Genomic DNA, 12450 nt, shown 5'->3' on the forward strand with positions numbered 1-12450 from the left:
CAGGCCTTCTCCAAAAGGTTTGGCTTTTTTATATTTAGAGGTTTTTATTTTAAATAGGTTCTTCTTCGTGATTTTATAATTCCATTGTTAAATAGGTTTTTCGGATAATGAATAAGGCTTAATTACAAGAACAGGCATCACAAGATTTGCTCTCGTTTATCTCTTCAAAAGTATCCTTTGGCTTTGGTGTATGAATACAAGTAGCAGTGTTTACACTTCCGCCTGCGATAGCGTCCATTTGCTGAGCATCTAATTTGCTTACGATTTGACGATCAAGTGATAATTTTTTGTCGAAGGTTATTTGTTTCTTTTTCATAGTGATTTTTGTTTATAAAATTGAAGAATGATGTTTAAGTGGCTTTTGAGTAGCTACTATCCTGAATATTTACCGAATAGTAGCTATCAGATAAAACCAATCTTTTTTAGTGATTACAAGAACAAGCATCACAAGATTTTGAACCCTCAGCTTCCAATGCTTCTTTTGGTGGGTGCCCGATACAAGTAGCAGTGTTTACACTTCCGCCTGCAATTGCATCCATTTGTTGAGCGTCTAATTTGCCCACAATTTCTCTATCAAGAGATAATTTTTTATCAAAAGTTATTTGCTTCTTTTTCATGATTTTTTTGTTTGAAATAGTTAAATAGAATTTAGTCTACATATACAGTAGTGGTATTATGGTTTTGGTCCGTTACAAGAACAAGCCTTACAAGATTGTGCAGCCAACTCGTTGTCTTCTGCAGCTTCTTTGTAAACACACGTGGCAGTGTTTTCGCTACCACCCACAATCGCATCCATTTGTTGAATGTCTAGCTTGCCAATGATGCTTTTATCAAGCGATAATTTTTTATCGAAGGTTATTTGTTTCTTTTTCATGATTTTCAATGTTAAATGTTGTTAGAATCAATAAAAAAGTATCCAAACAGTGTTGGTTTAGACAGTTACCTAAGGTTGAAATCAAATGCACTGCATTGATTTTCAATGTTTTATTCTTAACAGCAAACGAATTTTGTTTAGATACTCAGGTATTTTTTAATATTTCGTAGGACTGTTACATGAACAAGCCTTACAAGATTTTGCTTCGAGTTCTTCAGCAACGGCATCCACACAGGTAGCAGTGTTTACACTTCCACCTACAAGGGCATCCATTTGCGTGGCATCAAGCTTACTAATAATGCTTTTGTCTAACGATAGCTTTCTCTCAAATGTGATTTGCTTCTTTTTCATGATGATTGAACGTTTTGGGGTGAAACATTAGCAGTATAAGCAATACCCTATAATCTGGATATTGCTTATACAATGCTTTAAACTATGCTTGGGCAGCTTGTGCAGGTGCGGCAGCTCCGTTACAAGAACAAGCAAGACATGACATTTCATCATCATCTTGTTCAGACTTACCACAAGTTAAACTCCCGATAGTAACACCACCGTCGATTTTGTTCAATTGGTCATCACTCAATTTTGAAAGAGTTTCTTTGTCGAGGTTTAACTTCTTTCCTGTTGAAATTTGTTTCTTTTTCATGCTGTTTGAATAATTAAAAGATTAGAAATAAATAAGACGACTGTCGACATCGTTGAGTCAAAATTGAATACTTGAATGGGCTATCGAAAACTAATTCGACTAAAGCATCATTTATTCCGACGAATCTTTTATAAATCAAGGCATTTTAGGCAATAGTCAGTTGCTAAAACATATTTCGTCTTGTTTTCTCCCTATAATCTCTTCTTCGTCTAAAGTCTTAGCCTAATTGGTCTAAAAAAATTCTTATACCGCTCTACTATTACTTGCTTTGATGTATCAAAATCAACAAAAGAAAAATTTATCTATACAGGTTGATAATTAGGAACTCTTAAATAAAACAGATTATGAAAAGGAACATCAGGTATTCAAAACGGCTAATCATTATAGCCCTCATGAGTTGTAATGAACTGTATTCTCAGACAGAAATTTCATATAATACTACAAAAGCAAACTTGGCTACTTCTACCCCTATCGTTGGGGTTGGCAAAGCATCTGGGATTTTATTAGATGAAAAAAAACAACCTATCCCTTTTGCTACGATTAAAATTTGTAAAGCTAAAGACTCAACCTTTGTAAAAGGAGTAGTGACAGCTTCTGATGGTGCATTTAATGTAGAAAGCCTTCCATTGAACCAATATTTAGTTTCAATCTCTATGATTGGTTATCAACAAACAGCTGTAGCCTTCAATATTGATGAAAATAACTCAGACATAAAATTGACGCCTATTGAAATGAAGCTGGATAGCAAGTTGTTAAACGAGGTGGTAGTAAAATCTAAAAAGCCACTAATCGAACAACAATCTGATAAAATGATATTCAATGTCGAAAACAGCGGTCTAACAGCTGGTAATAATACGCTTGAGTTGCTAGGAAAAGCACCGATGATTTTTTTGGACCCTGCTAACGAAAATATTTTACTCAAAGGTAGATCTGGCGTAAAGATTATGATTGACGGCAGAATGACTAATCTATCTCAGTCTGATGCTAACGCATTATTAAAAAGTATGCCCGCTGACGAGATTTCTAAGATTGAAATTATCACCAATCCCTCTGCTAAATATGATGCTGCAGGTACCTCAGGAATTATCAATATCATTACTAAAAAAGGGCAAACTTTAGGCACAAACGGCTCGTTCTCCATCGGTGGTGGATATAGCGGTTGGTATCATGAAAATGATTACGGACGAGGCAATACAAGCCTTGTATTGAATAATAGAACGGAGAAAGTCAATTTATATGGTTCATTAGCAGCCTCTACGAATCATTCATTTTCAGAAAATACTGGTTTTGACGAGTATTATGATAGTAGTGATAAAATCCTTAACTATCGCCATGAAAATCAGAATCGCCTAACGTATAAATCTAACAGTCAGAGTTTCAAATTAGGGATGGATTGGTTTTTGAATAAAAAAACCACGATAGGCTTTTTGACCAATGGCTTTATGTCGGCCCGTACAGATCATGACGATGCCAACACCTTGATTTTAAAAGAAGGGAAAACGTTGGAAGTCACCAATTTAAATAGTCAAGACGAAACTAGTAAGAATCATAGACTCAATTTTAACACCAACTTCAAGCATATCTTTGATGCCAAGACTGGTCAGGAAATTTCGGCAGATTTTGACTATTCTACTTTCGCGAGAGAGGCCAACAGTAGCATCAATAATTATCTAAAAAGCAATGAAGGTGAAATCTACAGCCCTTTGCTCCTGCGTAATACATTACCTATCAATGTAGATATCATAGCTGGGAAAGTAGACTATATTCATCCTTTAAGTCAAACTGCTAAACTGGAAACAGGTATTAAAATTAGTGATGTAGTAACGGACAACAATGCCCAATTTGAGATTAATACTAACCAAACTTGGCAAAATGATGTTAGTCGGTCGAATCATTTTAAATACAGCGAACGCATCCATGCGGGCTATGTAAATTATTCAACATCTTTCAGTAAATATCAGCTTCAAGCAGGCCTAAGGGTAGAACAAACTATTTCTTCGGGTAATTCTATCACAACCAATACTGTGGTTGATAGAAATTATACCCAGTTTTTCCCTAGTTTTTCAATCATGGATGCCATCAACGATAACCATAGTCTATCGCTTTCTTACAGTCGCAGAATCGGTCGCCCAAGTTATGAAGATTTAAACCCTTTTATTTTTATTTCTGATCGTTATAGTTACCAACAAGGCAATCCATACTTGAAACCATCTTATACTACTGCTGTAGAATTAAGCCATACCTTCAAAGGGACTTATACTACTAGCATTACCTATGAAAATACCGTTGATTTACCCCTTGAAGTAATGAGAAGAGAAAATGCCGACAATAGAATTGTATTAAACAGGATGGAAAACATTGCTTCGGGAAACTTCTACGGTGTAAATTTTAGTGCCTCACAAAGTATCACAAGTTGGTGGACCATCGATACCTACGCAGGTGGATTCTATGGGTCATACAAAACCACGTTAGCAGGACAAGAAATTAGTAATGCAAAACCTTATTATATGGCAACTATCTACAATAGTTTTACTTTGCCTAATAACTGGACATTTAGATTATCAGGCAATTACCTGTCGGCTCTTGCTTACGGTGTAATGGTTCAGAACTCTCAATATCAAGCAGATATGGGATTAAGCAAAAGCTTTTTAGAGAAAAAAGCCATTTTGAAAATCGGCTTTGACGATATATTCAGAACTGCACGCGGATATTATACTTCCCGTCTACCTGGGCTTGCCTCAAGCAGTACTAACCACTGGCAAAGCCAAATTGTTAGGGCTTCCTTTACTTACAAGTTTGGTAGTAACAAAATAAAAGCTGCTCGCCAAAGAAGCACTGTAACACAAGAAGAACAAGGACGAGTGAATATAAAAGACTAAGCGATGGAACCAGTAAAAAGATATTCCGTAAAGCAAAAAATAGAAGATATCGCCACATGTTTAGCTTTAGACGACAATCAAATTAAAGGATTTGGTTATGGAAACGGAAGGCTTGGCATAGCACTCTTCTATCTTTATTATGGACATTTAACAGCCGACAATACTTATGCTGAAAAAGCCGAAGAGTTATTCTCAAAAGCCTTTGATGAGTTAAGGAACGAAAAATTTGAAGGTCATTTCTTTGAAAAGGATTTAGCTGAGTTTGGTATGTTTATAGAGTTTACTCAAACGGCCAATTGGTTTGATTTTGAAGCAGAGGAAATCCTTGAAAGTATTGATGAGGTCCTTCTTAATCACCTTCAACACGCTATAGTAAGAGAAGATTTTGATCCTTTTTCTGGGGCATTAGTGGCAGGAAACTATTATAGTTTTCGCTTAGAGAATACCGATAAAGTTATACCCTATCTTGAAAAGTTGGTACATGGTCTTTATCAAAAAAAGAACATTGATGCTGACGGAAACTGGTTCTGGAAATCTAAGTTAACAGACGCAAACGGAGTAGTTTATACAGGCATTAGTCACGGAATTGGCGCTATTTTAGCACTTTTAGCCAATTTGTATGAACATAATATTTTGCCTTCTTTGTGTGCTGAAATGATGTTAAAAGGAAGTCATTTCCTACTGACCCAAGCAAAAGAATTTGAACAACATGGTTATTATTTCGACGATATTGTTGGGCAAACAAATGGTGTTTCGAGACTGAGTTTATGCTACGGCGACTTAGGTGTATCTTACGGACTTCTAAGAGTTGGTCAAACATTAAACAACGATGTTATTTATACCAAAGCAATCAGCATTTTAAGAAATTCCATCTTGCGAAGTTCACTTGAACAAACAGGCGTTCGGGATGCTGGCTTATTGTATGGTGCATCTGGTAATGGTATGATTTATAATAAGATATTCAGGCTTACAGGGGATAACGTTTTTCTAGCGACTGCTCATTATTGGCAACAAAGAGCCATTGAATACGGACAAGATGCTACGGATTCAACAGCAGGCTTTTTACCCCACTTGAATAGGATGTACCTTGCTACCAACGTTGGTTTTCTACAAGGAATAGCAGGCATTGGTTGTGCTTTTATTCAAACCGTCTGTGACGATTCCCCCAAAATGGATAAATTAATTTGGTTACTCTAAACACTCCACAAACATGAATACCTCATTTGAAATAGAGACAGATATTGACCTTATTGAACATCATTTAGAAGATATTTTGGGGCTTATTGAAGCAGACAAAAGTGATAAGTTTTCACTTTTCAGAGGCAATATCGGAAAAGCCCTTTTCTATTCTTATGCTTTTAAATATACTAATGATATCAATCATGGACAGAAAGCTATTAAGTTGATTGAAAAATCTGCCAACCATTTATTGACAGGTCAAATAAGAGCTCAAAACATTCATTTATTATCGACAGGCTTTACAGGTTTTGGGTTAGTAGTTAATCAATTAAAGCGAGATGAAATCTTTGATTTAGAACTTGAAAAAGAACTTATCGCTTTCGACAACGTCTTGTATAATACTGCTTTGCAGGAAATACGACAAGGGAACGTCGGGTTTATGCTAGGACCAATGGCAGCCGTTTATTATCTTTCACAACGCACATTGATAAACCCTGCAATCGAAAAGTACCTTGAAGTCATCGTGGATGCCCTCTGGAAAGTGGCTATCCGAGACGATAAAGGTTTGCGTTATATCAATACTTTTAGTTCTACTGCCAAACCTCGTTTAGATGATACTGTGCTTAACCTTAATCATGGTTTTTGTGGCATTGCCCTGGTTTTATTAGAAATCTACCGTTTAGGAATATGTCAGGCAAAGATTTATACGCTCGTTAATGAAGGTATCCATTTCCTTTTGTCATGCAAAAGACCTATTGATTTTGCAAAAGGACATTATAGTTTCTTCCCAACCTGTATCGATGAGAAATCCCCTATTGATTCAGAAAAAAATCAGCAATACTATCATGCTATTTTGGGTTGGTGCAACGGTGATTTAAACCAAATATTATTACTATACACCGCAGGCAAAGTATTTAAGAATCAATCTTATATCAATATCGCTGAAGAAGTTGGATTGGCATCCATGCTCAGAAAAACACCTGAGCAGACTAAATTAAGGAATCCTTATTTCTGTCATGGCACATCAGGAGTGGCTCATATCTATAAGCGAATAGCTGAACGCTCAGGTAATGATGCCTATTTAAGCGCCCACAACTATTGGATTCAGCAGACATTCGATTACATTACCGAAGCCCAAACCAATAATGATTATGTTGAAAGTGCAGGACATTTGATTGATGGTGCCATGGGAATTGCCCTTACCTTACTATCGCATATTTCAGAAGAAGAATTGAAATGGGATAATCTCTTACTATTATGACCACCACAAAAAAAATATCATTTGGCGTGCTCGACTTCGGGTATAGAGCCAAGAATATCAACAGCCTTTCAATCATTGAAGATGTTATTGAATATGCCTCTTCAGCCGATGATTTGGGTTTTTCTAGGTTCTGGATTTCTGAACATCACGACCCAAATGCATTGTTGGCGTGGAGCAATCCGCAACCGATGATACCCATTTTGGCAGGTATTACCAAAAATATTAAAATAGGTGCTGCGGGCGTATTGATTGGTATTCACAATCCTTATCATGTAGCTACGCAGTTTAAATTATTATCTAATCTTTTTCCTGGAAGAATAGATTTAGGCGTTGCCAGAAGCGTAGTCAATCCTTTTGCCATACAGTGTGTCGAACAACGCGAAGACGTTGATAATAATACGATGTTGGAAACGATTCCTGAGAAAATAAAAAATCTCTTTCATTACCTCGTTGATGAAGATGAAATTTTTAAGAACGGAACAGGCGTTGTTATTCCTCCTTACAAAGGAGCCATTCCCGATTTATGGATGCTAGGTTCGTCGTATAAAAGCCTTGATAAAGCGTTAGAATTAGGCGCAAATTTTTCTAGGTCCATATTCCATCCGGGGTCTGATAAAGAATCGAGACTAGACGAGTTACACATTTTCAGAGAGCAGTATTTAGCAAAACATGGTCGTTTACCCAAAATAAACCTCTCTATTTCTGGTTTTTGCTCGAAGACATCACACAAAGCGCAGAAAATCATCAAGGCACAGAACATGACGCCAGAAAGGCACACAATAGGCTGTCCGAATAAGTTTTTTGATGAAATATCTAAGCAACACGAAATGTTTGGTATTGATGAAATTATTTTGATGAATCCCTCTCATAATCTTACTGATAGAATTGAGTCACTACAATTTATTAGTGAATTATTTCATTTGAATTAACCCCTCATCCGATGATAGATTTAGTTGAATTACCCATAGAAAAAGAGCTAACGGTAGAAGAATCTTTACTTAATCGAGTTTCAGAAGCGCTGTATCATACTACTTTTAGCAACCATTCCCTTTTATCGGGTTCGATAGGGAGCCTTTTGTATGCATCGTATCTATATAAATATCAATACGAAGAACGATGGGGAGATAGATTAATAGATATTTTAGAAACGATTATTACTGAAATCAATGATGTTGCAACGCCACACTTACTGACAGCACCATTGGCTTATGGTGCTTCAGGATTAGGGATGGTGATGAATATTTTGAAAAACAATGAGACCATTGAAATAGATTTTAATGAATATCTGTCGTTTTTTGATGAATTAGTCTGTGATGGTATCATTAAACTACTCGATAATAAATCCACAGATTACTTATATGGATCAAGCGGAGCAGTTAATTATTTATGCCAAAGAACACACATCGACGCTGTAAAAATCTGCTTAGAAGATACAGTCGATAAAATACAAAGCCTTGCTGAAATCAGACAAAAGGGAATAACATTTCCCAATGCTCATTTGAAAGTCATGCATGCTGATAACTATGAAATTGACTTAAGTTTATCTCATGGGCAATGTGGCATATTGCTTTCTTTATTAAAAATCTATGAAAAGGGTATTGCTCAAGATAAAATTAAGGTGTTGGTAGAAGGTGGAATAGAATTTCTGTTGAGTACGATGATGCCTATTGATTTTGAGCAAAAAAAATATTCGTACTTCCCTCTAAAATTCGATGATAGTCAGCCTTCGGATGCTATCGTAAATCAAGGTTTTTATGGCAACAGATTAGGCTGGTGTTATGGTGATTTGAATCAAGTAATCTTATTGTATCGAGCTGGACAATTGCTTAATAATCATGCATGGATAGATTTAGCGGATGAAATCGGACTGTCAATAAGTCAAAGACGGACGCAAGCAAGTTCAGATATGAAAGATTCTCATTTTTGTCATGGAACTTCTGGTTTGGTGCAATCTTTCAAAGCGCTATATGCTATCACGGGATTGCCTGTTTATCAAGAGACTGCTCAATTTTGGTATGCCGAAACGCTAAAACATCTTGAAAAAGAGCTTTTGTATTACAACACCACTAAAGCTGGAGAGTTATTAGAAGGTTTTGGAGCAACAGCTTTAGTATTAATCGCTGAATTACACGCAGATAGTTCTCAGGAATGGGATGCTATATTTTTACTTTCTTAAACCTTTATCACGATGAAAAAAATAAAAATAGGTTTACTTGACTTTGGCATCAGGGAAAATAAAATGAATAGCCTTCTCAGAGTTCAAGACCTAATCGAATATGCTATTCATGCAGAAGCTTTAGATTATTCAAGAATATGGCTTGCCGAACACCATATTGGCGACCCGACCCTCACGTGGAATTGTCCTGATTCACTTGTGCCTATTGTAGCAGGAATGACCGAAAAAATAAGGATTGGTGTTGCGGGTATTCTTATAGGTATTCATGACCCTTATCATGTGGCTTGTAGCTTCAAATTATACAATAATCTTTATGGTGATAGAATTGATTTAGGCATGGCAAATGGTGGCGTTAGCCAAGCAGTAGCCAATAATACGATCAAGGCAGACAAGAAAGAAGTGCATCTCTCTTTTGAGCGTAAATACAAAGAAGTGGTGCATTTATTACAAGAAGAAGATACTCTTTTTGAGAATGACCAAATTGTAATTCCTCCTTTCAAAGGGGTGGTACCTCAAATATGGTCTTTAGGCGTTGGCTATGGCAGTAGCATGACCCGTGCCATTGAAACAGGTTCTAATCTTTCTCGTTCAATATTTCATTTTGGCTCTGACCTAAACTATCAAAAAGAGAAATTAAGCGAATTTAGAGAGCTTTTTTATCAAAAACATCATAGAAAACCACAAGTCAATATGGTATTTTCAGGGGCATGTCACGAAACTACTCAAAAAGCAAAAAGGGTAATCAAAGATCTAAAATTAGGATATGATATCAATTTAGTAGGTTGTAAAAACCTCTTTCAAGAAACCATTTTGTCTTTCCAAGAAAACTATGGTATTGATGAAATGATTTTTATGAACGTTGCCATGAAACCATCTGATAGGCTAACTTCAATTGAGTTAATCAATAGAGCACTCAATTAAAACATTACCATTTTTATTTTTTATACATTTCAGGGTTATTTATTAGACTTTTTTAGCTAGTAAATAATCCTGAAATGTATAATTTAACCTGTTCGTTTGCCTTCAGCAATAGGGGAATGATTCTTATCGCTGGTTGAGTATTATTTCGCATCACGTTCTACGTCTTTATACTTTTCGTTCAGTCACCCCCCTTCTATTGAATGGTCATGATCTTTTACAGAACAATTTCCCCAAATCCGCTAGCATATCTTGCCATATAATCAAGCAAATGTACCCCTTCAAAGACTATCTCATTATTTTTTCGACTTTAATATTTCATTTTTTAGCAATGCTATTTCAGCATTTTGTGCTTCATTCGTTTTTTGCATTTGAATCATATAAAGAGTAAGTTCTTCTATTTTTCTTAGAAGTTTAGCATTGGTATCTCCTACGTCAATTCCTTTTTCTTCAATATCTTTTGCTGATGGAATACCAGGAAGATGAGCATTATTGGTAATATATTTTTCAACTTCGTTCAAAGAAGGAAGCTGATAAGAAGGGGCAAAAACATAATCTGGCCATGCTGTTTTTAACTTCACCACTACTCTTTCAGCTATCATGTCTCCAGCAATAGCCAATTTATACGCACTTTGAATAGTATTGGTTCCAATGCTCACATTCCCATTTTCAGCACCAATTGTTACACTTGAAGAAAAAACACCGCTATTATTGATATTCCCTAATTCAAGATTTCTATTGTTTGCTGTCGTACTATTAGCACTAAATTTAATGGCTCCACCATAAGTGTAACCACCCAAGATCACTGATTTCTTACTAGATGCCAAATCATTATCAAATTTTATTCTGCCTGTTGTATCTATAGTAGGAACTTCAATCCAAGCTTGCGCAGGGTTATCGTTAACTTTTCTAAAATATAGTTTTTGGTCAAAAAATGAACCAGAAAACTGCATAGCGTAATTATTACCAGTACCTGTACTACGAACATCTAATAAATGCCACCAACTACTAGCATTTTTAGGATAATTAACAGGTGATTGTGTTATAAAAAATCCAGATTGAGCTCCTGCATCCCCTCTTAATCCTGCATTATCTCTGATTTCAGTTCTTGAATCATTTGCACCATATTTAAATTTACCATTAAGTGTCAGGGCACCAGTAAGGGTTAAAGCTCCTGTAGTATCTAAGGTTGGTATTTCTCTCCATGCTTGTGTTGGACTATTATTCGTTTTTCTAAAGTATAACCTTTGGTCTCCAAATGAACCTGCCAATTGCATAGCATAATTATCCGTTAAATTATTGTGTCTAACATCAATTAAGTGCCAGAAACCAGCAGCATTTTTGGGATAGTTAACAGGACTTGATGTCATATAAAATCCAGATTGAGCTCCTGCATCTCCTCTTAATCCCGCATTATCTCTTGTTTCTGTTCTAGAGTCATTAGTCCCATACTTTAATTTACCGTTTAGTCTCAAGCCTCCATTTATATCAAGCGTTTCTTGTGGACTTCCTGTATTTATCCCTACTCTATTAGTTGAGGCAACCGTTTTAAAAATAGGACTACTTAAATTCTTGTTTGGTTGTCCATTTCCCATGATATAAAAATCCATATTTTTAGAAGTACCAGTAGTTCCGTCTAAATCAGGATAATTAAATACTACCTTATAATCATCCATATAAAGATGATAAACATCATTAATAGCTCCATTCCAATCTTTACGTTTAAAGACAAATCTGTCAAGACCATCATCCGCTACTTGAAAAACAAAATTAGTTACATCTGCTGTTGGTTGATAAGCATAAATTGAAGCTTTGTCTGCACCATTCAAATCCCAAACAAGGCCACCTTGGGCTGTTGGATAAGTAGCAGTTTTATCGTTAAAAGTAATCGTTTTATCTGAGGGTAGCCCTATATTTCCAGTTAGTGTTCCTCCATTCGCTTTAAGATACTTTGCCATCTCTGTAGAAAAATCTGACAAATGGGTAGTTGCTAGAGTTGTCCAAGCATTATAAGTTCCATTGATATTCATTAAGACTTGTTTGTCAGTTCCTATAATGCCATTAGGTTTTAATAATTGTGAGTATTTGATACTTCCTACTACATCTAGTATTTCTGAAGGAGAAGTTGTATTAAGACCTACATTCCCATTGACTAATAATCCAGAATAGTTACTGGCTGGAAAATCAAGTCCAACAGCTAGTCCACCACTAAAAGAAAACTTTCCCCAGCCATTGGTTTTAAAATATCCTACTTGATTATTATCACTTCTTGAAGTTCTGATAATAACATCTGTAGTATCACTGACCTTATAAAAATAATTTCCAAAGACTTGTTTAATAATACCATTAACTTCTAGTTTTGTTGAGGGGCTAGTAGTTCCTATACCAACATTTCCTGTTGTAGGAAAAGTATTTTGACCAAATGATTGCTGCATTAATAGTATCAAAATAACCAAGGTGTATATTTTTTTCATTTGTGTATTTTGTTAATTGTTTAATTCATTCTAGTTTTCATAT

At 35.7% G+C, this 12450-nt stretch carries 12 protein-coding genes; 6 read left to right on the top strand and 6 right to left on the bottom strand.

Annotated elements, in window-relative coordinates; all coding sequences use genetic code 11:
* Positions 1-118 precede the first annotated feature (118 nt).
* From AC1RNE_RS22805 to AC1RNE_RS22825, 5 genes are all read right to left on the bottom strand, one after another.
* Positions 119-316, bottom strand: coding sequence for a class I lanthipeptide (locus AC1RNE_RS22805; protein ID WP_492804465.1), 198 nt, complete (start codon positions 314-316; stop codon positions 119-121).
* Positions 317-422: 106 nt separating this feature from the next.
* Positions 423-617: a class I lanthipeptide gene (locus AC1RNE_RS22810; RefSeq protein ID WP_492804466.1), complete on the bottom strand. Its 195-nt coding sequence runs from the start codon at positions 615-617 to the stop codon at positions 423-425.
* A gap of 56 nt (positions 618-673) precedes the next feature.
* Positions 674-874, bottom strand: coding sequence for a class I lanthipeptide (locus AC1RNE_RS22815; protein ID WP_492804467.1), 201 nt, complete (start codon positions 872-874; stop codon positions 674-676).
* A 156-nt stretch (positions 875-1030) separates the two neighbouring features.
* Positions 1031-1225 carry a class I lanthipeptide gene (locus AC1RNE_RS22820; protein WP_309917650.1) on the bottom strand — a complete coding sequence of 65 codons (195 nt, stop codon included), beginning with the start codon at positions 1223-1225 and terminating at the stop codon, positions 1031-1033.
* An 82-nt stretch (positions 1226-1307) separates the two neighbouring features.
* Entirely contained in the window at positions 1308-1520 is a 213-nt protein-coding gene (locus tag AC1RNE_RS22825) for a class I lanthipeptide (protein ID WP_492804469.1), read from the bottom strand.
* Positions 1521-1864: 344 nt separating this feature from the next.
* Between AC1RNE_RS22825 and AC1RNE_RS22830 the strand changes: the two genes are divergently transcribed.
* Genes AC1RNE_RS22830 through AC1RNE_RS22855 form a run of 6 tightly spaced genes read left to right on the top strand, consistent with a single transcriptional unit; the run spans position 1865 to position 9936 of the window.
* Entirely contained in the window at positions 1865-4399 is a 2535-nt protein-coding gene (locus AC1RNE_RS22830) for a TonB-dependent receptor (protein WP_492804470.1), read from the top strand.
* Positions 4400-4402: 3 nt separating this feature from the next.
* The gene (locus tag AC1RNE_RS22835; RefSeq protein WP_492804472.1) at positions 4403-5596 is read left to right on the top strand and encodes a lanthionine synthetase LanC family protein; all 1194 of its coding nucleotides are present in this window, start codon (positions 4403-4405) and stop codon (positions 5594-5596) included.
* A 13-nt stretch (positions 5597-5609) separates the two neighbouring features.
* Positions 5610-6839, top strand: a complete 1230-nt coding sequence (locus tag AC1RNE_RS22840; protein ID WP_492804473.1) for a lanthionine synthetase LanC family protein — start codon at positions 5610-5612, stop codon at positions 6837-6839.
* Entirely contained in the window at positions 6836-7768 is a 933-nt protein-coding gene (locus AC1RNE_RS22845; protein ID WP_492804475.1) for an LLM class flavin-dependent oxidoreductase, read from the top strand. The genes AC1RNE_RS22840 and AC1RNE_RS22845 overlap by 4 nt, the downstream gene beginning before the upstream one ends.
* An 11-nt stretch (positions 7769-7779) precedes the next feature.
* A complete protein-coding gene (locus tag AC1RNE_RS22850; RefSeq protein WP_492804477.1) occupies positions 7780-9015 on the top strand; it encodes a lanthionine synthetase LanC family protein in 1236 nt (411 codons plus the stop codon).
* Between the two features lie 12 nt (positions 9016-9027).
* Positions 9028-9936 carry an LLM class flavin-dependent oxidoreductase gene (locus AC1RNE_RS22855; RefSeq protein ID WP_492804478.1) on the top strand — a complete coding sequence of 303 codons (909 nt, stop codon included), beginning with the start codon at positions 9028-9030 and terminating at the stop codon, positions 9934-9936.
* Between the two features lie 293 nt (positions 9937-10229).
* On the opposite strand, the gene AC1RNE_RS22860 is transcribed toward AC1RNE_RS22855, so the two are convergent.
* Positions 10230-12407, bottom strand: a complete 2178-nt coding sequence (locus AC1RNE_RS22860; RefSeq protein WP_492804480.1) for a hypothetical protein — start codon at positions 12405-12407, stop codon at positions 10230-10232.
* Between the last annotated feature and the right edge of the window lie 43 nt (positions 12408-12450).

It is taken from the genome of Arcicella sp. GW822-FHT02H01 (assembly GCF_058802005.1).

Bases quoted from the DNA above. Each gene is read 5' to 3' on its own strand.
- AC1RNE_RS22805 (WP_492804465.1), bottom strand. From the start codon at position 316: ATGAAAAAGAAACAAATAACCTTCGACAAAAAATTATCACTTGATCGT.
- AC1RNE_RS22850 (WP_492804477.1), top strand. From the start codon at position 7,780: ATGATAGATTTAGTTGAATTACCCATAGAAAAAGAGCTAACGGTAGAA.
- AC1RNE_RS22825 (WP_492804469.1), bottom strand. From the start codon at position 1,520: ATGAAAAAGAAACAAATTTCAACAGGAAAGAAGTTAAACCTCGACAAA.
- AC1RNE_RS22810 (WP_492804466.1), bottom strand. From the start codon at position 617: ATGAAAAAGAAGCAAATAACTTTTGATAAAAAATTATCTCTTGATAGA.
- AC1RNE_RS22835 (WP_492804472.1), top strand. From the start codon at position 4,403: ATGGAACCAGTAAAAAGATATTCCGTAAAGCAAAAAATAGAAGATATC.
- AC1RNE_RS22845 (WP_492804475.1), top strand. From the start codon at position 6,836: ATGACCACCACAAAAAAAATATCATTTGGCGTGCTCGACTTCGGGTAT.
- AC1RNE_RS22830 (WP_492804470.1), top strand. From the start codon at position 1,865: ATGAAAAGGAACATCAGGTATTCAAAACGGCTAATCATTATAGCCCTC.
- AC1RNE_RS22860 (WP_492804480.1), bottom strand. From the start codon at position 12,407: ATGAAAAAAATATACACCTTGGTTATTTTGATACTATTAATGCAGCAA.
- AC1RNE_RS22820 (WP_309917650.1), bottom strand. From the start codon at position 1,225: ATGAAAAAGAAGCAAATCACATTTGAGAGAAAGCTATCGTTAGACAAA.
- AC1RNE_RS22815 (WP_492804467.1), bottom strand. From the start codon at position 874: ATGAAAAAGAAACAAATAACCTTCGATAAAAAATTATCGCTTGATAAA.
- AC1RNE_RS22855 (WP_492804478.1), top strand. From the start codon at position 9,028: ATGAAAAAAATAAAAATAGGTTTACTTGACTTTGGCATCAGGGAAAAT.
- AC1RNE_RS22840 (WP_492804473.1), top strand. From the start codon at position 5,610: ATGAATACCTCATTTGAAATAGAGACAGATATTGACCTTATTGAACAT.